Origin of the sequence: Altericista sp. CCNU0014 (genome assembly GCF_044923475.1) — a bacterium.
Taxonomy (GTDB): domain Bacteria; phylum Cyanobacteriota; class Cyanobacteriia; order Thermosynechococcales; family Thermosynechococcaceae; genus JAAURS01.
This window is the reverse complement of sequence record NZ_CP137338.1, coordinates 395,993-420,708: the sequence shown is the minus strand read 5'-3', so window position 1 is coordinate 420,708 and position 24,716 is coordinate 395,993. Positions and strand designations below refer to the sequence as shown.

Below are 24,716 nucleotides of genomic sequence, written 5' to 3'. Positions count from 1 at the left end.
CGCTCGCGTTGTTTTTGGTTGAGTCCAACACATTTATTCGTGTGAGGTTTTTCTATGGCAATTTTAAGTCAATCCTCTGTCGTGGTTCCTCCCGATGTCCAGTGCGACTGCGGCGGAAATCACTTGCCGCAAGATCACTGGGAATTTCTAGAAAGTATGCCCCAGCAGCCTACAGACATGGTGGATGACCTGATTAAGATGGGCATCTACAAATCCGATGTTTTGGATCTGGCCAATACCCTGACGCAGGTTGAGATGCGGGAGGCCCTCCTCTTACGCGAACTCGGCGGTGGAAACCCCGCCCGAGAGGCATTTTGCCGAGAGTTACTCCAAGAAGCGGGCGGTCTAGACCAAGCCATGGCTGCTGCCTTTGGGGTTCATGCCACAGAATTTTTTAGCAATACCATCCGCAGCGGCGATTACAGCCGTCGGGAATTCATGAAGCGGGTGGTGGTCGCGGCATCCTTAATTGCGATCGGCAGTTGCGCTCAAGATGCGACCAAACCTACGGATGAAAAATCCTCCACAGGTTCAGCAACGGGCAAGCTTGAAAAACCGCAATTATCGATTGGGTTTATCCCCATCACCTGTGCCACCCCCATCGTAATGTCTGAACCGCTTGGGTTTTACGAAAAACACGGCTTAAAGGTCACGGTCAAAAAAATGCCGAACTGGGCAGCGGTGAGGGATTCTGCGATCGCCGGAGAACTGGACGCTTACCACATGCTGTCGCCCATGCCCATTTCCATCACCTTGGGCCTTGGGTCAGCAGCATTCCCGATCAAACTAGCCAGCATCGAGAACATTAACGGTCAAGCCATTACCGTTTCCCTCAAACATAAAGGCAAAGTCAAAGAAGCCAAAGACTTCAAAGGCTTCAAGATCGGAGTGCCGTTTCCCTTCTCCATGCATAACCTGCTGATCCGATATTACCTGGCCGCAGGCGGACTGAACCCCGACAAAGACGTCCAAATCTTTCCCGTTCCGCCCCCAGACAGCGTTGCCAAAATGAGTGCTGGGGACTTGGACGCTATGCTCATGCCCGACCCCTTCAATCAACGCGCGGTATACGAAAAGGTCGGCTTTATCCACATGTTGTCAAAGGATTTGTGGGCGGGTCACCCCTGCTGCGCGTTTGCGGCCAGTCAATCCTGGATTGACACCAATCCCAACACCTTTAGAGCCGTCAATAAGGCCATCGTGGATGCGGCAAGTTATGCCAACAATCCGACCAATCGCACTAAAGTGGCTGCGGCGTTGATCGAACGAAAATACCTCAATCAACCGTTACCGGTGGTAGAAGCCGTGTTAACGGGTAAGTTTGAGGATGGCTTAGGCAATACCTTGAACGTGCCGGATCGGGTTGGGTTTGACCCCTATCCCTGGAAGAGCTTCGCCAAATGGATTTCGTCCCAATTGGTACGGTGGGAGTTGATGCCTAAGGAAAAAGCTGACTACGAAAAAATTGCCAACGATATTTTCATGACCAACGTGGCGGCTGAGTTACAGAAAGAAATTGGCCAGACGCCACCCGCAACCCTGGAACGTGAAGAAACCCTGAAGTACGATCGCTTCGATCCCAAAAATCCCGCATCCTACGTGGACGAGCAAATCAAGAAGTTCAAGGTATAGCTGAAGAATGGCCAGACGCAAAGGACAATCCATGGGGGCAGATGGACAAAAATTGCCCCTCCTGAACGTCAACCAAAAGGCATTTTTGCTATTTTTAGCAATTTTGTCGGTCTTTTTAATCGTATGGGAGGTAGGGGCAAATCTCAAACTCTTTCTGCCCATTATGCCGTCTGCCAGCCAAACGCTAAAGGACTTTTGGTTTTGGGTGTCCAATCCCTTTTTCGATTATGGTCCCAACGATCGAGGAATTGGATGGCTCCTGTTGACCAGTATCCAGCGGGTCTTGACGGGTTTTTCAATCGGGTCGGCGATCGCAATTCCCTTGGGGGTCCTAACCGGACTGTCCCCCGTGGTGTCTAAAGCCGTCGACCCCTTTATTCAGATTCTGCGTCCAGTCTCGCCGCTGGCCTGGTTGCCGCTGGGGCTAGCCTTAATGAAAAGCTCTGAAAAAACAGCGCTCTTTGTGATTGCGATCTCCAGCATCTGGCCTACTTTAGCCAATACCAAATTTGGCGTCAGTAACGTCGACCCTGCTTACCTGAATGTGGCGCGGACCCTGGGTGCATCTTCTTGGCGCACTATTTATAAAGTCATTCTGCCTGCTGCTGCCCCAAATATTGTGGCGGGGCTCAGAATTAGTTTTGCCATTTCTTGGTTGGTCATTGTGGCTGCTGAAATCTTACTGAGCGGAGGTGTGGGTTATTTTATTTGGAATGAATGGAATAACCTTAAAATCACCAGTATTATTACCGCCATTTTCTTGATTGGGTTGGTTGGATTAGTATTGGATTGGTTATTCGGTCTGCTCCAACAGTGGGTCTCATTTGGACAAAGGTCATCATGATGGAATCTAGCAAAATAAATCTGGTAGACACTGCGGCGCACCTTTCAATTCGAGGGGTTTCCAAGGTTTACCAGGGCAGACAAACGATCGTGGATCGCGTTCTCAAACGCACCTCCCAGGATTACTTAGCGATCGCCGAAATCGATCTAGAAGTAGAATCCAACACCTTTGTTTCCATCATTGGCCCCTCCGGGTGCGGCAAATCCACCCTGCTCAATATCATTGCAGGCCTATCCGAACCCTCCACGGGGTCCATCATTTTGGGCGATCTGCCCATAACGGGGCCTGGACCGGATCGCGGGGTTGTCTTCCAGAACTATGCGATCATGCCCTGGATGACCGTCGCCGAAAATATCTACTTCGCCCTAGAGACGGTCTTTCCCCAACGTTCCCGTGCTGAGCTAAATCGCATCGTCCGCGAGTACATTGATTTGGTCGGGCTGAAGGGTGCGGAACGCAAACACCCCCATGAACTCTCTGGGGGGATGAAACAACGGGTAGGCCTCGCTCGAGCCTTGGCGATCGACCCCCAAATCTTGCTGATGGACGAACCCTTTGGCGCACTGGATGCTCTCACTCGCGGTTTTCTCCAAGAGGAAGTCGAGCGAATCTGGGAGCAAGATCGCAAGACCGTCATTCTGATCACCCATAGTATTGAAGAAGCCCTATTACTTTCTGACAAGATTGTGATGATGACTCGCGGACCCGCAGCCAGTATTGCCCAAATTCTGGATGTGCCCTTCCCACGTCCCCGCAAACGCGAGAATCTGGACCAATATCCCGAATACCATACCCTCAAAGTGCAGATGGAAGAACATCTATCTCGCGAAACCCGTGCCGTTGAGGAAGCTCGCATTCGGCGTGCGGCGGCTTAACCGTTTGCTCTTTTTTGCTACTACAATTTTTAATTTTTAAGGAGTCAGTATGTCCAGCCCAGAACTACCCGCGATTACCGAGAAGCTACTAGCAGCCAAGAAAATCAAGGGAATCACCTTTGCCGACCTCGAACAACTCCTCGGTCAGGACGAAGTTTGGATTGCCTCGGTATTCTATCGTCAGTCCACCGCCTCTGCTGAGGAAGCGAGCAAAATTCTCCAAGCCCTCGATTTGCCGCAGGAACTTGCCTCAGAACTCACGGCTTACCCCACCAAAGGATTAGGGCCTGTCGTTCCGACCGATCCCTTGGTCTATCGTTTTTACGAAATCATGCAAGTCTATGGGATGCCGATGAAAGATATCATCCAAGAGAAATTTGGCGATGGCATCATGAGTGCGATCGATTTCACCCTGGATATCGAGAAAGTAGAAGATCCCAAAGGCGATCGCGTCAAGGTCATCATGAATGGGAAGTTCCTCCCCTATAAAAAATGGTAGCCCTATATTCAGCTATAAGTGAGCTTTTAAGCGGGCACAAATTTTAGCGCTACGCCATTTATACAGTACCGCTGACCTGTCGGCGGCGGACCATCGAGGAAAACATGACCGAGATGTCCGCCGCAGCGGCGACAGTGAACTTCAGTACGAGTCATGCCGAACATCTTATCTTCAGAGGTTCCAATAGCCTTTTCGATAGGCGCGTAGAAGCTCGGCCATCCCGTGCCGCTGTTGAATTTCGCGTTTGAAGCAAATAGGGGCAAATCGCATCCTACGCAGCGATAGTTGCCTTTTCCATACTGACGATCTAAGGGGCTGGTGCCAGCTTGTTCTGTGCCGTGTTGCCGCAACACGTAAAATTGCGCTGGGGTCAGAATTTTGCGCCACTCCGTTTCAGTTTTGACAACTTCAAAGGGTGGGGTGGCAACTGCCCGTTCTTTGGCGCAACCCGACAAATACCGAGATAGACCTGCCGCACCCACCATTGCCGCACTGGCTTGTAACAAATATCGCCTTTTCACGATCGTCCTGAATGTATGAGTTTTCTATGTATGAAATAAGGCTACATCAAGGCTCTGAAGTTGCTCTGAGTGCTGCATTAATGCTAGGTGAGAACGATACGGTTAGGGTTCTCTTGAAAGAACTTGGGTCGATCGAGATTAAACTTCCGTTTCTATGCAGCTTTGGGTATCGATATACTCTCGCCAACGGCTGATTTTCCCATCCCGAAAGTCGATCGCAATGGCATCATCCGCAGACCCACGTTTGTTTGCAGCGCACTCGGTTTCTTGCCAGTGCCACTCCACGCAAGCCCGATCGGCCTCGACGATGACCCGGCGAATATCGATTTTCACATCGGTGCCGGCAGCAAAAAAGTCCGCAGCAGCTTTGCGGATCGCGGCCCGTCCCACCCAGCGCTTCCCCGGCACGATGAATTCTCCATCCGGCAGGAATAGGTCTGCAAAAGCGTCCGCGTCCCCCGTCATCCAGGCATCGGCAGCTTGTCGGACGAGCAATACCTCTGGAGAACTCACGTGCAGGTCTGGCGGCTGTTTTTCTGCAGTCGCTTGCCGAACTGCAAAACCGACCTCCTGACCGTAAGAAATTTCAAGGGTATGTCCGTCTGGATCTTGCAGGAACGCCCAATACCCTACGGTAGCGTCCCCGTCATTTGGGCCTTCGGTCGGAACGCCGTCTAGTCGGGCGTCTTGGCAGAGGCGATCGACGGCTTCGCGGGATTCTATGCCAACGCCTAGATGGGCGATCGGCAAGAGCGGAGCATCGACCTGAGGCATTTCAATCAAAACGATAATGAACGGTCGAGTCAGATCGCTCAGCCAAACCACATCGGATTGAATGGTGCGATCGGTCCGACGATGAATGACCTGCATCCGCGCGTACTTGGCGTAAAAAGCAATGCTTCGATCCACCTGACAGACTGGTAAAGCAATATGAGTCAGCCCAAGGTCAGACATAACGCTCGCCTCCATGTTGCGGTCTGCTCTCTATCCTGAACCTTACAGCCATCGTTTTGACGCTTTTATCGCAGACTGTAAAAAACATTTGACTTGCTTAACTCGAACTTGACCTCAATCCTGGTCAGACAAGATGCGATCGAGACAGCACCCGCAAGGAAATTTGACTTGCAAAATTGAGTCATTCCCGATCGAATTGTCCCGCATTTTCCCAGTGGGGCGCGCGACCTTCCGTCGGTTAGCGGATATAACGAGCATCAGGATACATGCTTTGAGTTGCTCTGCCGAAGCAGGCAGCACGATTCGAGCGTCCTGTGCGTGAAATAATAGATTGTCTCGACCAATTCCTTTGTATTAGCAATACCGAGCTAGCGCAACCGCTTTAGATTGACCGTATTGTTTTGTAACGAGCGCGATTGAGATGGGTTTCCACGAGTTTTGGGATACTGGAATTCGCCTTTTGGTTGCCGTAATTGTCGGCGGGCTGATTGGCTGGAATCGCCAAATTGCAGGCAAGCCTGCTGGCCTTAGAACCCACATGCTGGTAAGTTTGGGCGCTGCTTTAATCGTCCTCATTCCCTTGCAAGTCAACCCCGATCGCAGTGCAGAGGGCTTAAGTCGTGCCGTTCAGGGCGTTGCGACTGGCATCGGCTTCTTAGGCGCGGGGGAAATTTTGCAGCGGCAGTCCGCGCGAGGCGATCGCAAGACGGTAAAGGGACTGACTTCTGCCGCCGCGCTCTGGACTACAGCAGCGTTGGGCATGGTCAGCGGTTGCGGTCTCTGGCCGACCAGCTTAATTGGAACGTTGCTGGTGTTATTTATTCTCATCACCGTCAAACGCCTTGAAGAATATCTTATCCGCGATGAAACCGACTTGTAACGATCTGCGATCGCAATTCCTAACTGAAACTGAGTTCTGGCGTCTTAGCAGCAGATGGCAGCAATTGAGTTCCCAAGGCCAATGCCATAAGAGTGCCACTTTCGCTGATAAGCGCTAGACTCTTAGGACCGAATTAAATGTACTTTTATGAAGCAATGGCTCAATCAGTCGCCTAAGATACTTCTGGTAACGATCGGCGCAATGTACGGCGTCTATCTTCTCAAAACCTTGTTGGGGATTAACCTTTCAAACAGCCATTCGGCCTCGTGGGTGTTAAAAGCGCCCCTAGAGCCAGTCTGGTCCCATAGGACGGAGCTGTGTGGAGAATTCCAAACCCTGTGCACCCTCCGCAGTCGCATTATGCATAAAGTGCAGAATCAGATCGTCCAAGCAAAGCGAGCGATCTCGTAACTTCAGCTAATACAGCTCGTATTTCATGAGCTGACAGGGCAAAGCTCCGTTATAAACCTGCGTCCGCTGAGACGATTTCAATCCAATAAACTGGGAGAGTTCTTTATTGCCGCTCAACACGAAGGCGGTCCAACCTTTGAAGCGCTGCTTCAGCACGTTCCCCAGCAGTTTATAAAACGCTCCCAAGTCGCTATCCTGACCTAGCCGTTCGCCGTAGGGCGGGTTGCACAACAAAATGCCGCTCGCGGCAGGGGCGGAAACCTCGGCCAAATCCATTTCAGCAAACCAGACGCGATCGCCTACACCGCAGGACCGAGCGTTAGAGATCGCCTGTTCGATGACTTCCCCGTTGCGATCGCTCCCGCCAATGGAAGCGCTGAAGCGATCGAGCTGGCTGTCTTTCGCTTCGCGCAATAGTGCGTCCCAGAGGATTGGGTCGAAGTCGGGCCAAGTTTCGAATCCAAATCGATCGCGGAATAATCCGGGGGCAATATTGAGGGCCTTGAGGCTGGCTTCTAGCGGTAACGTCCCGGAACCGCAGAGGGGATCGTAGAAGGCCTGCTCTGGCTGCCATCCTGAAAGCTGGATTAAGGCCGCTGCTAAGGATTCTTTGAGCGGGGCTGCTCCTACCGCCGGTCGATAGCCGCGCCGATGCAAGCTACTGCCAGAACTATCGAGGCTGACGGTACAGCGATCGCGGTCGATATGGACGCCGATCTGGACGTCGGGGGTTTGGGCATCCACGTTCGAGCGATCGCCGTGCTGGGTCTGCTGCCAATCCACAATGGCGTTTTTGACTTGGAGTGCGGTGAAGTGGGTGTGGTTGAGGCGATCGCTTTTACCCGTTGCGTTGACGGCCAGGGTAAAATCTGGCGTGAGGTAATTCGACCAATCTAGGGACTGAATACCGCGATAAAGCTCTTCAGAATCCCGGCAAGGAAACTCTTTGAGCTTGACCAATATGCGGAACGGTAGTCTCGCCCACAGGTTGATGCGGTAGAGGAGAGGGCGATCGCCTTCAAAGGCCACACCGCAAAAGCCTGGAGTTACCGCACGAGCGCCCAGTTGTTCTAGCTCTTGCGCTGCCAGTGCTTCTAGCCCCCGCGCTACTGTTGCAAAATATTGATTCATGGATCGCTAAACCCTCAGCATATCTCGTTATCCTAAGGGTTGGGGAGCGCAAAATCTGGCTCTCTTCCAATTCATGAAAGCCTGCCTCGATCGTTCCAATTTCCAAACATTTTATTGCTTGCAGTGTTACGCGCGAAGTTCTGAAGTCGCCGCTCGAACTCAGTTCGATTTTTACGCACTTCTTCGATATACCCAATTCTCACCCGACGATACAGATCGGGAAGTTCCAGGAAGTTAGACCAGGTATCAGGTTCTACCTTCAGTCTTTCTATAATATCTTCAGCAACGGTAAACTCAGCATTTAGGTCTGGAAGTACTCTGCTTCCAGCATCGGTCATCAGTCCCAAACGAATTAGGCGGCGAGCGCGTTCTTTATTTAACTCTGTCCAGTTGCTTCGCTGCTTTCGCGGGGTAAATCTTTGAGCGAGTTCGTGGGCTGAGAGTCGTTTCTGAATGCCATCAATCCACCCAAAGCAAATCGCCTCTTCTACAGCATCCAGATAGTTGACGGTTGGATGTTCGAGGCGGCTATCGAATAACAGCCAAATTTCTGTAAGAGCTTGATGGTTTTTATCCAACCAATCTCGCCACGCAGATCTATCTTGCAGCTTTATAGTTTTGGTAATTTCCATTCTTCTCTAAACTATTTTCCGCATAACGGTCGCGCTCACCGGACGCAGATAGCCTTTGCGTCTCAACCGATCTTATTTTTACGTTCCGGTGCAGCGCGGTTATTCGACTGCTAGAACCTGTACCCTTTCCGCTCCTCAAATCGATGTCACCCCTTCTAAAAACTGCATCACAGCTTGATTAAATAGCCCAGGAAATTCTATCCAACAGTTGTGTCCGCCACGCTCTAATACGACTAACTCAGCTTTTGGAATCCTAGCAGCCAGTTCTTCTGAAAACTTTCTAGGAATGAAGGTATCATCTTCACCAATCAGCACTAGAGTCGGAACTGAGATGTGGCTGATTTGCGATCGCGTGTCATGCTTCATTAGCGCAGCAACTTGTCCGGCAAAACCACGAGTGGATAGCAGATGAGGACGATCGATCGCAAGATTGACTGAAGCTGTCACCCTTTCGTCATCTTCAAAAAATTCATTTGTGTAACCCCACAAAAAACCTTCTCTTATACGGGTTTCCAAAGATACATTTTCGTTAAGCATTCTCAGCCAGGTCTGAATTAAATGTTTTGCTTTAGCGGGAAATTGAGTGGCGGTTGCATTGAGTAGCAGACTTTTCACTAACTCCGGATATTTCAGGGCAATGATCTGGGCAATCATGCCACCCATTGAGAAGCCCAAAATATGTGCGTTGTCCACATTCAAAAACTTTAACAAGGCGACAGCATCATCCGCCATCATTTCGGTTGAGTAGTCCTTGTTGGGAGCATCAGTTTGCCCAACACCGCGATTATCGAACACGACTACTTTATAATTCTGAGAGAGAACAGGAACTTGATTAAACCATGTGCTGCTGTCCATGCTCAAGCCATGGATCAAAACTACAGGCTCACCGCTGCCATGAACCTCATAGTACATCTCAATGTTGCTAATCATGGTTCTGGGCATTCTGCATCTTCTCCATCGCAGCAACGACGTTCCTATTTTGCCTCATTAGTATCTCTGAATCGAGAATGAACACTGCTGGACAGAATTGCTAGTCGATCGCCTCTCACCGAACAATCTTTAAGCTACACGCTAAGGATCGAGGATTAAATAACCTCCAGAATATAGGAAGCGTGATAGCTTGAAGATCCTTTCCTTATCTGTTTTTAGATGAATCCCTACCCCTTCGCTATTGAGCAGCAAATGCAACGGCTTTACAAGTCCTTAAATGAAAAGGATCGTCGTCGTTATGGGGCCATCGAAGCTGCGAAACTGGGATGGGGTGGAATATCGTACATTAGCGCTCTGTTTGGGTGTGATTATTACACGATTCGATTGGGGCTATCAGAGTTGGATGATTTAGTGGCCATGAATCAGGCGGGGATTCGGGCAAAAGGCGGGGGACGCAAATCAGCCTTTGAGACCGTCGAGGGACTGGATGAAGTCTTTATTGAGGTGCTAGAGGCGCACACCGCAGGGTCGCCGATGGATGAGGGGCAGAAATGGACAAATCTCAAGCGTCAAGAGATTGCTCAGTTGATCGAAGTTGACGGAAAAGCCATCAGCGTTACCCTCGTTGACCAATTGCTTAAAAAGCATCATTATCGCAAACGCAAAGCTCAGAAACGACTGTCTACAGGAGAAACCGCCCATCGTAACGAACAGTTTGAAAACATCAGGAATCTTAGAAAAACCTATCAAGACTCAGGTCATCCGGTTTTAAGCATGGACACTAAAAAAAAGAGTTGATTGGACTCCTGTATCGAGAGGGTCGTTTGTATACCCAACAAGAGATTCAGGTGCTTGACCATGATTGGCCATCCCTGGCAGAGGGGGTTGCCATTCCCCATGGACTATACGACTTAGACCTGAACATCGGCTATGTGCAGATTGGGGTCAGTCATGACACGGGAGAGTTTGCCTGTGACTCGATTCGCTACTGGTGGAATCATTACGGTTCCATGGAGTATCCGAAGGCCAGTTCTATTTTGATCCTCTGTGATGGAGGCGGGTCTAACAGTTCACGCCACTATCTGTTTAAGCAAGATTTACAGACATTGGTCAATGAATTGGGGATTGAGATTCGCATTGCCCACTATCCACCGTATACCTCAAAACACAATCCCATTGAGCATCGTCTGTTCCCTCATCTGACACGGGTGTGTGAAGGTGTCATTTTTGAGTCGGTGGAAACTGTTAAAGATTTGATGGGTAAAGCCAAGACGAAAACGGGTCTGAAGGTCTTGGCGACGGTATTAGATAAGGTGTATCAAACGGGGCGAAAAGTCACCCAGGCGTTTAAGGAATCAATGGAAATCGTTTTTGATGCTTACCTGCCAAAATGGAATTACACCGCCAAGCCTCAAAAAGCTTAATTCTGGAGGTTATTTAATCCACGATCCTAACCAACTGAATGAAGCAGCCTATCGTGAAGCGCAACAGCGGCAAATAACCTCTGAGCCACCACCAGGATCTCTATGCCGTCCGTTGCAGCGCAGTGTTAGCCATACATACAATCAAATTGATGCCAACTCTCAAGTTCCCAGACCTTAGTGGTGCAGAAAACTTTTTGAGCTTCGATTGAGTCGAGCATTTGGCTCTAAATCAAGCCCTGAAACCTTGATTTTGCGTTGTCGATCAGCCATGTTCTCAACAACGGCAATCTTTTGACAATCATTGCCCTATAAGGGTTTCACGAGTTTTCTGCACCACCAAGGTTCCCAGACTTAAAACCACAAATTACTTACGATCGAATAATGCAATCAAAGGATTATCAGACACTAGTTGACTGAGAGATTCGAGGCTTGTTGCCTCATAACGAACATGAGCATCAATAAACACACCAATCGCTTCCGCCATTAAATTTCGTAGTTGTTCTTCTGGTTGGGTAGCTGGAAAGTCTAGAAATGGTGTGCCTGTTGTGAAGTCGAACGAATCGGCAATAGAAAAGTGGTTGGCTCCTTCTAGAAGCAGCAAATAACTATCATTTCTACCACCCACGATAGCCTCTTGAAAGGTGCGCTTAACTGGTGTTGTAGCCTCTTCCCAAGTCACTCCATAGCGGTGGCTACTATTGGCAATAACTCCATCGCGGGTTCCACCAATCAATAGGACGGGCAAAGTATCTGGTAATGATAGGATTGTACCCGCTGCATACCCTAATTGGGTAATTGCTGCTGTATGAGCACCATAGGCGAAAGCAGCGACAACAGATGGGAAAAATCGTGAATCTGCACTTTCGATTGCAACCCTACCTCCAGCAGAATGCCCCCCTAGAACGACACCATTTAAGTCAAGTAGACCAGCTAGCACCCCTTCACTCTGGAGACTGTCTAGCTCCTTGAGCAAGGTTGGTAAAGCAGAAGCCGTCGGACCCTTACCATACATAGCTGGAGTCAGCATATTAATAGCAACTCCGGGAGTGAGTGCCACCATCCCAGGTAGATTTTCGGCAACCCAGGAAAATGTAATGACCACTAATCCACGCTTTGCCAACTTAACAGCCAACCACTGATACAGTTCAGGACCGCAATTGATACCGTTGAAAAAAATGACGACCTTAAAGGGGGATTGTTGAGAATCGGCAGGAACAATGCCCATGTCCTGCTCTTGGTCACTGCCTGTCAACTGGGCGGGGTAGAAAACCTTCAGTTGAATGCTGTTGTAAGGAGAGGCTGCAGCATCAACTGTAGCAACTCGGAAAAATGCTCGTACAGTCATGATTTCGATCTTAGCTACTTAGGTTCAATATAACCTTAATACTCGTTTACAAACCACATTGCGCTGTTTCGAGCAGCTAAAAATGATTAAATATGAAATCCCTTCATAGCAGAGGTTCTAGCGATTTGTTTTTTTCGGCGAGCAGTTTACTATTCCTAATAGTCTTGCTTTATTGAGAATTAAGTGAGTACGGATGGCTACGATCCTGATTGCTTCGTTCTAATTATTTTTTGGCCCTCTGGACTAGCGGAATGTGGGTTACAAGGACTTCACGATAAGTTTGACTAATTACTTCTATTTCCAGTTCGCTTCTTACTTCAGCAAACGCCTATAAGCTTTGTGACGGCTAACGTTCCGGCTGAGCGGCTGCAAGTAACCTTTGCACCACCACCAAGATCTCCCAACAGTCCGCTCCAGCCGGGTTGTTGGGCGGGCGATCGCTAGCTACGCTCATGCGGTCGTGTCCAAGTCAGTGAATAGCGCCAAAGAACATGCCGTCGGTACTCAACGCCCGGAAGCAAACGTTTTGCGGTACGGCTTACTTCTGTGTAACTCAGAGGCGGCGGCCAGACCTTCGGTGCGCTGTGCTCCCAGTAGCGCTTTCCGAGCACGTACTTGTGAACACGCGTCGAAACAGCACCGGCAATATCGAATGCGTAGTCTGTAAAACCGCGCGATCGAGCCAGACCGACCACCACGAGCGTACCGCCTAGTCGCACAAGTGAAGCCATGCGTGCGAGTCCAGCCTCCGCATCCAAATGGTGGAGAGTGGCTACGGATGCGACCAAATCAAAACTTGCAGGCTCGAATGCATGTTCGAGAAAGTCGCCGACCACGTACTGAATACGTTCGCCTCCCACGGCGCTAGCTATTTCTATTGAAGGGCGATCTAGATCGATGCCAACAACAAACTCTGAAACGGCACTCAGTTTGCGCGCGAGCATTCCTTCACCGCATCCAATATCAAGCGCACGAGAGCAACCTAATGGTGTTCTTCCCAAGACGAGAGGGTGATAGTGAATGTTATGGTTCCACCGCTCCGTGTTCATCTACTTTCGCTCCGTGTTCATCTGCTTTCTGGTTGCATCATCAACCTTACCGCCCAACTACTGTTTAAACGACAAATTGTCGTCTAACATCCTCCATGAGCTATTTAAATGACACAATGTCGCCTAATACCCTGTTGAGGGACATTATATGACAGGTGTCTCTAACATCCTCCAATAGGCAGGCATTGCGACAAACTGTCGCATAACACTCCTAATTAGAGACGTTTTGCGACAGTACCCGTTATGATTTCTCGATCGCCAATGCTCTCGCGCCATCCCGTGCGCTTCAATGACAGAGTCCCGTCAGATAAGTTGAGACAGGAAACCCATCGATCGAGGCTGTGTCAGCAAGTCATTGAGTTTCCTACCATCGACCTAAGCACCCCCTTTATTCCCAAGTAACAACCTTTAAAAGCAAAGCGCGCCCTGAATGAAAGGCGCGCTTTGAAGATAAGTTAGTCATAAGTGCATTGCCTCAAACGGCGCTGCGATTAGATATAGTGTTTAGCCAGGAAGCTAAAGATTTATTTCTGTATATTGCATTTTTTCAATATAGTTTGGATTTTTTCGACCGTCTGTATCAAAGATCACCGCGGTACTGTGTTTGCGATCGCTGACGACCGCCGCTGCCCCAAAAACCTCAGCGTCTGGGATTTGGCCTTTAACCTTAGGCAGAACCGGCCTCCGCTTTTTTCTTAGTTGTTGCGCGAGCGGTCTTTTTCGCACCTTTGGCCTTGGTGGTGGCCGCTTTAGCGGAAGTTTTGGCGATCGCCGCCTTCTTCCCGCCCTTCTTGGTTCCGGCCTTTTCTGTCACCAGCTTGAGCGCTTCCTCCAAGGAGATATTTTCCACCGTCGTATCCTCCGGCAAGCTGGCATTGGTTTTGCCGTACTTAATATATGGCCCGTAAGGACCATCGTAAATATTGATCGGCTCCCCGTCCTCAGGATGCTTGCCCAACTCCCGCAGCGCCTGTTTGGCAGAAGCGCGTCGCCCGCGCCCCGTTTTGGGGATCGCTAACAACTCCAAAGCCCGCTCCAGGGAAATCGTAAATAGGCTGTCTTCTGCCTTTAGAGAGCGAAAATCTTGACCGTCTTTACCTTGGTCGTGGACCACATAAGGGCCAAACCGCCCCAATCCTACCTTTACAGGTCGCTCGGTCTCGGGATGAGTGCCCAAATTGCGCGGCAAGGCTAAAAGCTGGAGCGCCATTTCCAGGGTTACAGTTTCCATCGTGACACCCTTGGGAAGAGAGGTCCGTTTGGGGTTTTTCTGGCCCGGTTGGGGCGCGTCCCCCAGTTGGACGTAGGGACCGTAGGTGCCCAATAGCAAATAAATGGGTTCCCCCGTCTCGGGATGGAAGCCCAATTTGTCGGGACCTTCAATTTTTTGCTTGAGGATCAGCTCCACTTGATCCGGGTTCAGATCGGCGGGGGTCATGTCCTTGGGGAGCGAAGCCGTCACGGCAGCGCCCTCCCGTTCGGCTTCGACGTAGGGTCCAAAACGGCCAATTCGAACCTTCGCACCTAGGTTAGACAGATCGATGGTGCGGGCTTCCAGGGCATCGATGGCGGTTTCGCGATCTTTGACCTGATGTTCCAAACCTGCTTCGCCCAAGTAAAAAGATTTGAGGTAGGGGAGCCACTCCGCTTCCCCAGTGGAAATATCGTCTAAGGTCTGCTCCATCCGCGCGGTAAAACCGATATCCACGAGATCGGGAAAGTATTTCTCCAACAGGGCAGTGACGGCAAAAGCAGTGAAGGTGGGCACGAGGGTCGTGTTGCCCTGCCGCTGAACGTAGCCTCGGTCGATAATGGTGCCAATGACCGAGGCGTAGGTGCTGGGTCGGCCAATTCCTTCGCTTTCTAACGTTTTAACGAGGGATGCATCAGTATACCGGGCGGGAGGCTGGGTTTCGTGACCGATCGCCTCCAAAGCATTGCAAGTAGGGCGATCGCCCTGGCGGAGGTTCGGCAAAATCACTTCTTGGTCGTCTAAGGCAGCGTCGGGATCGTCGGAGCCTTCCACGTAGGCCCGGAAGAAGCCGGGAAAGTCAATGCGCTTGCCGCTGGCTCTAAAGCCCGCGTCTTCAACCGCAAGCTGAACTGTAATCAGGGTTTGGCGCGCTTCCGCCATTTGGGTCGCGACCGTACGCTTCCAAATCATTTCGTAGAGGGCCATTTCCTGAGCCTTTAGCCCAGTTTCCTTCGGCGTGCGGAAAGGACTACCTGCCGGACGAATGGCCTCGTGGGCTTCTTGGGCGCCTTTGGATTTGGTCGTGTATTGGCGGGGTTCGGGGCTGAGGTAGGACTGGCCGTAGAGGGTTTCGACAGAAGCGCGGGCAGCGGCGATCGCCTGTTCTGACAAATGCACGGAGTCCGTCCGCATGTAGGTGATATAGCCCTGCTCGTAGAGGCTTTGCGCGATCCGCATCGTTTCGCGGGCAGACAGGCGGAGCTTCCGGTTCGCTTCTTGCTGAAGCGTAGAAGTGGTAAAGGGCGGCGCGGGCTTGCGCGTGACCGGGCGTTCCTCCAGACCGCTGACCTGCCACTCTTTGCGATCGAGACGCTGCTGAAGCGCTCTGGCTTCGGCTTCGTTCAGCAAAACAACTTGGCGGCCAGCAATGATTTGGCCTGTATTTTCGTCAAAGTCGCTGCCCGTCGCGAGGCGCTGACCTTTGAGGGTGACGAGCTTTGCCGTAAAAGGGGTTTTATCCTTTTCTAGGCTCGCTTTGAGATCCCAGTAGCTGCCTTGACGGAAAGCTCTGCGCTCCCGCTCCCGCTGCACCAGCACCCTTACCGCCACAGACTGCACTCGGCCTGCGGAGAGGCTGGGCGCTATTTTTTTCCACAGCAGCGGCGACAGCGTGTAGCCCACTAGCCGATCTAAAATCCGACGGGTTTCCTGGGCGCGAACCAGACGCTGATCCACCTCTCGACACTGCTGGAGCGAAGCTTTAATCGCCTCGTCCGTAATTTCGTGGAACACCATCCGCTTGATGGGCACCTTGGGCTGCAAAATCTGAATTAAATGCCAGCTAATACTCTCCCCTTCTCGGTCTTCGTCAGTTGCCAGGAGGAGCTCGTCGGCATTGGCCAGGGCCTCTTTGAGTTCCTTGACAATTTTCTTTTTGTCCTTGGGTACGACGTAGAGCGGCTCAAAGTCAGCATTGACATTGACCCCCAAGGAAGACCATTTTTCAGCCTTCACAGCGGCTGGGATTTCGCTCGCATCCCTCGGTAGGTCTCGAACGTGACCCATCGAAGCTTCGACCTGATACCCCGAGGGTAAAAAGTTTCGAATGGTTCGGGCTTTGGTCGGCGACTCAACAATAACCAGCGTGGACATAGGACAGGATCGACTAAGAAGAGTAAAAAACAGGAGCAGACGGTCTTAAATAGCTTCGATCGACTAATATGAGCAATTTCCTGGTAAAGATCGTCCCTAAATGGATGGATATGCCGCTCTTTAGTCTGATTTAGGCGAATTCAAGAATGAATTAAAGAGATCTGAGAATTGGGATTGGCGCTGCCGTCAAGCGTCTCGTGCAGAAATCATAGCGCTTCTATAATCTATATTGAATCCTGCTATCGTGCTCGAGCAGCAATGCGGGTTAAAATTCTCTGATGTAATCCATCGTACCCAAGCAGATCGAGATCTGCTTGGGTACGATGTAAAGCTTAGAACGTTATTTACGGCACCCTTATGGACTTTGCCAACCTCGGAAGTCAGCTCAATGCTTTCGCAATTCTGCCTGAGAGCGTCGTTACAATTACGCTGCTGGTCGTTCTGATCGGCGATTTAATTTTAGGGCGCGCTTCGGCAAAATGGACCCCCTACGTGGCGATCGCCGGACTCCTCACTGCGGTGGGTCTGCTCTACATGCAGTGGGATCGGCCCGATACCATCGCCTTTTTAGGAAGCTTCAATGCCGACAATCTCAGCATTGTCTTTCGCGGCATCATTGCACTGTCGGCTGCCGTTACGATTTTAATGTCGATCCGCTATGTAGACCAAGCGGGCAGCGACCTCGGCGAGTTCATGAGTATCCTGCTAGCGGCAACGGTGGGGGGCATGTTCCTCTCCGGTGCGGAAGAGCTGGTCATGATTTTTGTATCTCTAGAGACGCTCAGTATTGCTTCTTACCTGATGACGGGCTACATGAAGCGAGACCCGCGCTCTAACGAGGCGGCGCTAAAATACCTGCTGATTGGAGCTTCTAGCTCGGCCATCTTTTTGTACGGGCTCTCCCTACTCTACGGGCTATCCGGCGGTCAAACCCACTTGTCGGGGATCGCGGTAGCCCTGGGAAACGGGACCGAAAATTCCTTGGGACTGCTCATTTCCCTCGTGTTTGTCATTGCCGGTGTCAGCTTCAAGATTGCGGCAGTGCCCTTTCACCAATGGACGCCAGATGTCTATGAAGGATCCCCCACTCCTGTCGTAGCCTTTTTATCCGTCGGCTCTAAAGCAGCAGGCTTTGCCCTTGCGATTCGGCTGTTGACGGATGCCTTTCCAGCGGTGGTAGAGGAGTGGCGCTTTATCTTTACGGCCTTAGCCATTCTCAGCATGGTGCTGGGGAACGTAGTGGCGATCGCCCAAACCAGCATGAAACGGATGTTGGCCTATTCTTCCATCGGCCAAGCCGGGTTCATCATGATTGGGATGGTGGTCGGCACGGAAGCGGGTTATTCCAGCATGGTATTTTACCTGTTGATTTATCTGTTTATGAACCTGGGGGCCTTTGCCTGCGTCATTCTATTTGCACTGCGAACGGGGACCGATCGCATTAGCGAATATGCGGGTCTCTACCAAAAAGATCCGTTGCTGACCCTGGCTTTAAGCATTTGCCTGCTGTCCTTGGGGGGCATCCCGCCTCTTGCTGGATTCTTTGGCAAACTTTACATTTTCTGGGCTGGTTGGCAGGCGGGAGCCTACGGTCTGGTTTTGTTAGGTCTAGTGACGAGCGTGGTGTCCATTTACTACTACATCCGCGTTGTCAAGATGATGGTCGTGAAGGAATCCAACGAAATGTCGGAATCGATCGAGAACTATCCGGTCATCAACTGGCAACCTTTTGGAATGCGGCCATTGCAAGTGGGCATTATTTTTGCGCTGATTACGACTTCTCTGTCGGGCATTCTGTCCAATCCCCTGTTTACGATTGTGAATCACTCGGTCGCGGATGTGCCCAAGCTCCAGACGGCAGCAACGAAAGCCAAAACCATTGGAGCAAAGCCATCGGCTTCGTTAGGGATCGTTCCATCTGCTGCAACGCCCAAACTATAGACCCCATCCCAGCCCGATCGAGCTCGGCTGGGGTGACCTTCGACGGCTATTTGGAGGAACCGTTTCAAGACTCTTGCCTGACTTCGAACGACCTTACAAAAGCCATACAACTATTCTGCAAGGCTGCGATGAGCGTGAATCGAGCCTTGCAGATTTTTTTTGCCGCTTATTTCAGGGCCATCGAGCTAGCATTCACCCTTTGAGGGCAACAATGTCCGGTCTTTTCGGTCGACCGATTCTGGCTCGGGTCTTTTTTAAGCAAAAGCTATCCCTTCACTCAGACAATACTCATTCTTTTGTAGGTTGTTTTCACTACAGTAAAAACATACAGAAATACGTTTATAAAAGCACTCAATATTTAAAGTTTAGAACATTCTTAAATTAGGTCAATCGTCAGGGAGGGTGTGGTCATGCAACGCTTAGATCGAGGTCAAACGAACGCGAGTTTACTCGATTCAATTCGCCAGCGACTAGAATCGATTGAAATTCAAAATCCTAATATCGCTAGATTTTTATGCAAAATCATTCCTGCCTACTGTCCCTTTGCGCGAGATATTAAAATATTGGGGCATACAGTTCTCCATATCCCGCCATTGTGCAAACTGAATCCACTCTACGAGCAGATCGTCGGGCTTCGATTTAAGTCTTTATCTTATCTCGTCGATCGCTGTGGAGAGGATATTACGGTCTACTGCTAAAAATCGGCATATTGACCGTCAGATCGGACGACCATGCAAAGTTTTAACGTTCGTTTGCATTACGTTGGACCTTGCGGACGAGCCTCAGCGATCGCTCATACAGGTAACGCGCTATGGCTATTGAATTTGGGCGAGACATTTGCGGAGAACTCAGCAGCGCTGAAGCCAGAGAATGGTTGGTGACCAACGGAATTGGCGGTTACGCTTCGGGCACAATTTCTGGTTTACTGACCCGTCGCTACCACGGCTTGCTAGTAGCAGCGCTCAATCCGCCTTTAGGCCGTACCTTGCTGCTGGCCAAGCTGGACGAAACCGCACTGTACGACGAGCGACGCTACCCCCTGTCTGCCAATCGCTGGGCCAGTGGGCTCGTCGAACCGCAGGGATATCGACAGATGGAGCGCTTTTACCTGGAAGGAACGGTGCCCGTCTGGCGGTTCGCCTGTGCCGATGCCCTCTTAGAAAAACGGGTATGGATGCGACAGGGAAGCAATACTACCTACGTCCAGTACGCGCTCCTGCGCGCCACGCAGCCCCTAACGCTCTCCCTCAAAGCATTGGTCAACTACCGCGACTATCATGGAGACACTCGCGCAGACGCTTGGCAGATGAGCGTCGAGCCGATTGAGGAAGGTCTTTGCATGACTGCCTTTCCAGGCGCAGTCCCGTTCTATCTCCTCAGCAATGCCGAGCGGATCTCGCCTGCCCGCGATTGGTACAGAGGATTCGATTTAGCAGTAGAGCGGTATCGGGGGTTGACCGATCGCGAGGACCATTTCCATGCCGCCACTTTTGATACGATTCTGACGCCAGGAGAATCGCTGACTTTGGTGGCCAGTACTGACGCCAACGCCAGCCTCAACGGAACAGGGGCGCTCGAAGCCAAACACGATCGCGAACGACTGTTGCTCGGGCTTTGGAACGCAAATCGTCCGCCCGCGGACGGCACTGCGCCCGATTGGATCGATCGCTTGGTTCTGGCAGCGGATTGTTTTATCGTCGATCGGACGGTTGCCGACGACCCTGAGGGTAAAACGATCGTTGCTGGCTATCACTGGTTTGGAGACTGGGGGCGGGATACGGCGATCGCCCTGCCCGGTTTGACGCTGGCCACCGGGCGACCGGAAATTGCTCGTTCTATTCTGCGAACGTTTGCCCGGTATGTCGATCGGGGAATGTTGCCCAATCGCTTCCCCGATACGGGGGAGATTCCTGAATACAATACGGTCGATGCGACGCTTTGGTATTTTGAGGCGATCCGCGCCTATTACGCCGCGACGGAAGATGATGACTTGCTGCGCGAGCTGTTTCCAATTTTGGCCGACATTATTGACTGGCATCGACGCGGTACTCGCTACAATATCCATCTCGATGCCAATGACGGTCTGCTCTATGCGGGCGAATCAGGCGTGCAGTTGACCTGGATGGATGCCAAGGTCGGCGATTGGGTGGTTACGCCGCGAATTGGCAAGCCTGTTGAAGTGAATGTCCTCTGGTACAATGCTCTGCGCGTAATGGCAACTTTTGCGCGTCGAGTGGGCCAACCCTACGGGGACTATGAGGCGATCGCCAACCGGACCCAAACCCATTTCAGTCGGTTCTGGAACCCGGCGCTCGGCTATTGCTGCGACGTGCTAGACGGGCCTGAGGGCGATGATGATTCGCTCCGCCCCAACCAACTCTTTGCGGTCATCTTACCGAAGGCTACTTCTTCCCCGCTGTTGACCGCAGAACAGCAGCGCGCGATCGTGGAGGCGTGCGGGCGGAAATTGCTGACGAGTCACGGACTGCGATCGCTGTCTCCCGATAGCCCCCAATACCAGGGGCACTACGGCGGCAACCCCCTTCAGCGCGATGGTGCTTACCATCAGGGGACGGTCTGGGGGTGGTTGTTGGGTCCATTTGTGCAGGCTCACTTGCGCGTCTATAGGAATCCGACGCAGGCGCTTGAGTTGCTAGAACCGATGGCGAATCATCTCGTCGCCTGCGGAGTGGGTAGCCTCAGCGAGATTTTTGATGGAGATGCGCCGATGATGCCGCGCGGTTGTATTGCTCAGGCTTGGACGGTGGCGGAGGTTTTGAATGCTTGGGTGGCGATCGCGCGTTATTTTTAAGGGAAGCGCAAGTGCGGGGAAATCCTATTTTCTTGGTGTCGCGCGCGACTGTGGAGGTGGATTTTTGGCAAGGATGCTTTTGACCGCTGAAGTTCGCTACAGTCTCAAAAAGGATAAAACCTTACAGGGATTGAAACCGAAAGGCTGCGGAAACAGAGGTAGGGGAGGAGGCCGTCTCAAAAAGGCTAAAACCCTTATAGAGGTTGAAATTTTGTGACCAACGTACTCAACAAATAACCATTCCCCTAGCAAAAACCCTGAGACATGTAGAGTCTTTGTTGGGTCACGCTACAACTGGTCATTGCTCATCAAAATAAAATATAAAGAATTACCGATTAGAAGTGCGTGAGATCACAGAGAGATTTGGGGCAGAGAATCATAATTGTTTTGTTGGTTTCACCCCATCTTAAATTGAGGCTTACATCATGTTTCGACAAGACCAAAATTCAACCTCTCGTTCAGAGAAAGTACTACAGCATCAAGACCTTGAATCTATTTCTGATGAGCTTAGCGACGATCAGCTTGATTGCGTGGTTGGCGGTAATACGCTCGACATGTTGAGCTTGCAGAATAAGATGAACCAGCGAAACTTGCAGATGGATATGTTGTCCAACATTATGTTCAAAACTTCGCAAACGAACAATCAAATTATTCGCAATATGAGCTGATTAACCTACCTTCAGGGCGGCATCTGGCCGTTGCTCTGTCCAAAGCCCAAGCGTTTTGCCCAGCAACTGCATCGCGCTTGTGGCGATCGCTTGGGCTTTGGACAGAGCTATCGTCTGGACTCGGTAGGTCAGGGTTGGGGCTGAGCTGACGGAGAGGATTGCGCCGAAGGCGAAGGATGTCTCAAAAAAGCTAAACCCCTTACAGGGACTGAAACTCGCCGTCACCCACCTCTACGATTGTACCCGCGATCGCCCTACAAAGGCTAAGCGCAATAACCGTAACACCCCCTAGCACATTCAGCAATTTTTGGGACGCTACGTCAAGCAACGAGAAGCACTTATCCTAAGAAAAGGAAAAGTTTTCTAACATCAAGGTGAGCGGTTTGTCCAACACTGAAGCAGCAGCGATCAAACTCCAGCAACTCTCCACTCAAGCTGCTGCGCTTTTAGTGTATCGAGACCTCATAGACGACGACCTCAGCCAGACTTACCTCAACCTTCTAGCTCTATTGGCACAGCCAGAAACTAGCAAAGCAGCAATTCTACAGGCCTATAGCCGTTGGTTTTATGCCGTTTCTAAAACCGCCTCCGGTTGGCTGGATTGGATCGAAGCCAAAATCCTGAGTGCCGACAATCCGTTTGCACGACAAGCACAGCTTCGACCCCTAGCAGAATTGCCGCCGGGGCTAACTCAGGCTGCCAGTCACGACCTCAATCTGCTCCAGCGCTGGGCGATCGCAGGTCCTAGCCTCATTCAAGCCGCCCTCTCTACCTTGGCAATGCCCGAACTGCCGATGGTACAAACTCTAGAACCCAAAGACTTAGAGCGATCGCCCTTCTTTGCGACCCTAACATGGGCTGAAACCCTACCCGCCCTCGCCAAACACTACCAACAATACGGCATCGGACGCTTTGCCACCGCTAAAGCCCTGCGGTGGCGCAACGGCACACTAGAAGGCATCGGCAACCCAGAACAGATTCAGTTAACCGACCTCGTTGGCTACGACTGGCAGCAAACCGCCCTCAAGCAAAATACCGAAGCGCTCTTGGCAGGCCACACGGCCCTCAACGTCCTGCTCTACGGCAGTCGCGGCTCCGGCAAATCCGCCCTCATCAAAGCGCTCATGACCGAGTACGGCGATCGCGGCTTGCGACTGATCGAGCTCAATAAAGCCGATATGATGCACTTGCCAGACGTCATCGAGCAAATCCGCTCCTCCGTCCTGAAATTTATTATCTTTATTGACGACCTGTCCTTTGAAGACGAAGAAAACAGCTATAAAGCCCTCAAAGTCGTCTTAGAAGGCAATCTCACAGCCCGCCCCGCCAACGTCGCCGTCTACGCCACCTCCAACCGCCGCCACCTGATTCGCGAATTTTTTGACGATCGCCCGCGACCCAGCAGCGCCGACGAAGTTCACGCCTGGGACACCGTACAGGAAAAGCTTTCCCTGAGCGATCGCTTTGGCCTCACCCTCACCTTCGAACCCGCCGACCAAAACACCTACCTCAAAATCGTGCGCCATCTCGCCCAACGAGCTCGAATCGATTTGCCAGACGAAACCTTGACCCACCAAGCCCTCCAGTGGACCGTTCGCCATAACGTGCGGTCTGGGCGTACCGCTCGCCAGTTTATCGATTACCTGCGGGGACAAAAAAGCTGAGTCCACTGCGGTAAAGTTTTGACAGGATTCGTTTCTCGGACAAAATTCAATGGCAAAAGTCCGCCTCCACCAAATCGCCCGTCGATTCAGCGCAGTTGCCGCCGTTGAAAATATCAGCTTTGAAGTACCCGATGGCGAATTTTGGGTGCTGGTTGGGCCGTCGGGCTGCGGTAAATCCACCATTTTACGCATGGTCGCAGGACTTGACTTTCCCACCTCCGGCGAAATCTACATCGCCGACCAAAACGTCAACGATCGCCCCGCCCGCGATCGCGATGTGGCCATGGTTTTCCAGAACTATGCCCTCTACCCCCACATGACCGTCGCCGAAAACTTGGCCTTCGGCCTCAAAATGCGCCGCGTCGAAGCCGCCAAAGTTCAACAGCGAGTAGCCACTGTCGCCGAAGCGCTGGAACTCTCCCATTTGCTCGCGCGCAAACCCAAACAACTCTCCGGCGGGCAACAGCAGCGGGTGGCCCTAGGCCGGGCGATCGCCCGACAGCCGCAGGTGTTTCTGTTAGACGAACCCCTATCCAACCTAGATGCCCAACTGCGAGACGATACCCGCGTCGAACTCAAGCGCCTGCACCAGCAAGTCGGCATCACCACCCTCTACGTCACCCACGACCAAACCGAAGCCATGACCCTTGCCGACCGCATCGTCGTGCTGTCGCAAGGTCGGATTCAGCAAATTGGCACCCCCCAGCAAATTTATCAAACGCCCGCCAACCGGATGGTCGCCACCTTCTTGGGCAATCCAGCCATGAATCTATTGCATGCCACCTATCAAAACGGCATGTTTCACTTAAAAGATCGCAGCATTCCTTGCCCCCCTCGCCTTCAAACCGCTCTCAACAGCACTCAAAATCAAACTGTCGATATCGGCATCCGTCCCGAATTTATACAAGTCGAGCCAGACCTAAGCGAAGGAACCCTTTCCGTAACCGTTGAAGTCGTCGAACCCTTGGGCCGAGAAACCCTCATCCGAGCTTTTTTAACCTCAGAACCCAGTCAGACGCTCAATCTAGTCACCCAGGGCAACCTTTCCCCCGCTCCCGGCGAGCGTCTCGCCATCAGACCCGATTTAGAACAAGCGATCGCCTTCGATACCCGAACAGGCGATCGGTTGCTCTAGATCGAGCACACAATCCCTTTTAA

21 protein-coding genes and 1 pseudogene are annotated in these 24,716 nt (G+C 51.5%); 13 read left to right on the top strand and 9 right to left on the bottom strand.

Features of this window, described 5'->3' with window-relative positions; all coding sequences use genetic code 11:
• Positions 1 to 54: 54 nt before the first annotated feature.
• The 4 genes from R6H26_RS02090 to cynS are packed head-to-tail and all read left to right on the top strand — an operon-like array spanning position 55 to position 3,850.
• Positions 55 to 1,632, top strand: a complete 1,578-nt coding sequence (locus R6H26_RS02090; protein WP_404787910.1) for an ABC transporter substrate-binding protein — start codon at positions 55 to 57, stop codon at positions 1,630 to 1,632.
• 7 nt (positions 1,633 to 1,639) lie between these two features.
• Positions 1,640 to 2,476, top strand: a complete 837-nt coding sequence (locus R6H26_RS02085; protein WP_404787908.1) for an ABC transporter permease — start codon at positions 1,640 to 1,642, stop codon at positions 2,474 to 2,476.
• Positions 2,476 to 3,351: an ABC transporter ATP-binding protein gene (locus R6H26_RS02080; RefSeq protein WP_404791179.1), complete on the top strand. Its 876-nt coding sequence runs from the start codon at positions 2,476 to 2,478 to the stop codon at positions 3,349 to 3,351. Before R6H26_RS02085 ends, R6H26_RS02080 begins: the two co-directional genes overlap by 1 nt.
• A 49-nt stretch (positions 3,352 to 3,400) precedes the next feature.
• Positions 3,401 to 3,850: a cyanase gene (cynS, locus tag R6H26_RS02075; protein WP_404787906.1), complete on the top strand. Its 450-nt coding sequence runs from the start codon at positions 3,401 to 3,403 to the stop codon at positions 3,848 to 3,850.
• 26 nt (positions 3,851 to 3,876) lie between these two features.
• On the opposite strand, the gene msrB is transcribed toward cynS, so the two are convergent.
• Entirely contained in the window at positions 3,877 to 4,371 is a 495-nt protein-coding gene (gene msrB / locus R6H26_RS02070; RefSeq protein WP_404787904.1) for a peptide-methionine (R)-S-oxide reductase MsrB, read from the bottom strand.
• 138 nt (positions 4,372 to 4,509) lie between these two features.
• Positions 4,510 to 5,325, bottom strand: coding sequence for an SgcJ/EcaC family oxidoreductase (locus R6H26_RS02065; RefSeq protein WP_404787902.1), 816 nt, complete (start codon positions 5,323 to 5,325; stop codon positions 4,510 to 4,512).
• A 421-nt stretch (positions 5,326 to 5,746) separates the two neighbouring features.
• Between R6H26_RS02065 and R6H26_RS02060 the strand changes: the two genes are divergently transcribed.
• Positions 5,747 to 6,205 (top strand): MgtC/SapB family protein, encoded by a 459-nt coding sequence (locus tag R6H26_RS02060; protein WP_404787900.1) that lies wholly within the window; start codon positions 5,747 to 5,749, stop codon positions 6,203 to 6,205.
• Positions 6,206 to 6,352: 147 nt separating this feature from the next.
• Positions 6,353 to 6,616: a hypothetical protein gene (locus R6H26_RS02055; protein ID WP_404787898.1), complete on the top strand. Its 264-nt coding sequence runs from the start codon at positions 6,353 to 6,355 to the stop codon at positions 6,614 to 6,616.
• Between the two features lie 6 nt (positions 6,617 to 6,622).
• Here the strand turns inward: R6H26_RS02055 and R6H26_RS02050 are convergent, their stop codons facing one another.
• The 3 genes from R6H26_RS02050 to R6H26_RS02040 all read right to left on the bottom strand — a co-directional run bounded on the left by R6H26_RS02050 (position 6,623) and on the right by R6H26_RS02040 (position 9,309).
• Positions 6,623 to 7,747 carry a class I SAM-dependent RNA methyltransferase gene (locus R6H26_RS02050; protein ID WP_404787896.1) on the bottom strand — a complete coding sequence of 375 codons (1,125 nt, stop codon included), beginning with the start codon at positions 7,745 to 7,747 and terminating at the stop codon, positions 6,623 to 6,625.
• A gap of 71 nt (positions 7,748 to 7,818) precedes the next feature.
• Positions 7,819 to 8,379 (bottom strand): YdeI family protein, encoded by a 561-nt coding sequence (locus tag R6H26_RS02045; RefSeq protein ID WP_404787895.1) that lies wholly within the window; start codon positions 8,377 to 8,379, stop codon positions 7,819 to 7,821.
• A gap of 135 nt (positions 8,380 to 8,514) precedes the next feature.
• Positions 8,515 to 9,309, bottom strand: a complete 795-nt coding sequence (locus R6H26_RS02040; RefSeq protein WP_404787893.1) for an alpha/beta fold hydrolase — start codon at positions 9,307 to 9,309, stop codon at positions 8,515 to 8,517.
• A 219-nt stretch (positions 9,310 to 9,528) separates the two neighbouring features.
• Between R6H26_RS02040 and R6H26_RS02035 the strand changes: the two are divergent.
• Positions 9,529 to 10,733 (top strand): annotated as a pseudogene (locus R6H26_RS02035) (ISAzo13 family transposase).
• A gap of 364 nt (positions 10,734 to 11,097) precedes the next feature.
• On the opposite strand, the gene R6H26_RS02030 reads toward R6H26_RS02035, so the two are convergent.
• The 3 genes from R6H26_RS02030 to topA all read right to left on the bottom strand — a co-directional run bounded on the left by R6H26_RS02030 (position 11,098) and on the right by topA (position 16,473).
• Positions 11,098 to 12,078 carry an alpha/beta hydrolase family protein gene (locus R6H26_RS02030; RefSeq protein WP_404787891.1) on the bottom strand — a complete coding sequence of 327 codons (981 nt, stop codon included), beginning with the start codon at positions 12,076 to 12,078 and terminating at the stop codon, positions 11,098 to 11,100.
• Positions 12,079 to 12,518: 440 nt separating this feature from the next.
• On the bottom strand, positions 12,519 to 13,127 hold the full coding sequence (locus R6H26_RS02025; protein WP_404787889.1) for a class I SAM-dependent methyltransferase: 609 nt from the start codon (positions 13,125 to 13,127) through the stop codon (positions 12,519 to 12,521).
• Between the two features lie 667 nt (positions 13,128 to 13,794).
• Positions 13,795 to 16,473: a type I DNA topoisomerase gene (gene topA / locus R6H26_RS02020; RefSeq protein WP_404787888.1), complete on the bottom strand. Its 2,679-nt coding sequence runs from the start codon at positions 16,471 to 16,473 to the stop codon at positions 13,795 to 13,797.
• A 357-nt stretch (positions 16,474 to 16,830) separates the two neighbouring features.
• Here topA and R6H26_RS02015 point away from each other — a divergent pair, with 357 nt between their 5' ends.
• The 4 genes from R6H26_RS02015 to R6H26_RS02000 all read left to right on the top strand — a co-directional run bounded on the left by R6H26_RS02015 (position 16,831) and on the right by R6H26_RS02000 (position 21,894).
• Positions 16,831 to 18,414: an NAD(P)H-quinone oxidoreductase subunit N gene (locus R6H26_RS02015; protein WP_404787886.1), complete on the top strand. Its 1,584-nt coding sequence runs from the start codon at positions 16,831 to 16,833 to the stop codon at positions 18,412 to 18,414.
• Between the two features lie 410 nt (positions 18,415 to 18,824).
• Entirely contained in the window at positions 18,825 to 19,112 is a 288-nt protein-coding gene (locus R6H26_RS02010; protein ID WP_404787884.1) for a Mo-dependent nitrogenase C-terminal domain-containing protein, read from the top strand.
• Between the two features lie 113 nt (positions 19,113 to 19,225).
• Positions 19,226 to 21,226 (top strand): amylo-alpha-1,6-glucosidase, encoded by a 2,001-nt coding sequence (locus R6H26_RS02005; protein ID WP_404787882.1) that lies wholly within the window; start codon positions 19,226 to 19,228, stop codon positions 21,224 to 21,226.
• Positions 21,227 to 21,651: 425 nt separating this feature from the next.
• A complete protein-coding gene (locus tag R6H26_RS02000) occupies positions 21,652 to 21,894 on the top strand; it encodes a hypothetical protein (protein WP_404787880.1) in 243 nt (80 codons plus the stop codon).
• Here the strand turns inward: R6H26_RS02000 and R6H26_RS01995 are convergent, their stop codons facing one another.
• Positions 21,895 to 22,119 carry a hypothetical protein gene (locus R6H26_RS01995; protein WP_404787878.1) on the bottom strand — a complete coding sequence of 75 codons (225 nt, stop codon included), beginning with the start codon at positions 22,117 to 22,119 and terminating at the stop codon, positions 21,895 to 21,897.
• A 149-nt stretch (positions 22,120 to 22,268) separates the two neighbouring features.
• Between R6H26_RS01995 and R6H26_RS01990 the strand changes: the two genes are divergently transcribed.
• Positions 22,269 to 23,558, top strand: a complete 1,290-nt coding sequence (locus R6H26_RS01990) for an ATP-binding protein (RefSeq protein WP_404787877.1) — start codon at positions 22,269 to 22,271, stop codon at positions 23,556 to 23,558.
• Positions 23,559 to 23,607: 49 nt separating this feature from the next.
• Positions 23,608 to 24,693, top strand: coding sequence for an ABC transporter ATP-binding protein (locus R6H26_RS01985; RefSeq protein WP_404787875.1), 1,086 nt, complete (start codon positions 23,608 to 23,610; stop codon positions 24,691 to 24,693).
• Positions 24,694 to 24,716: the final 23 nt, after the last annotated feature.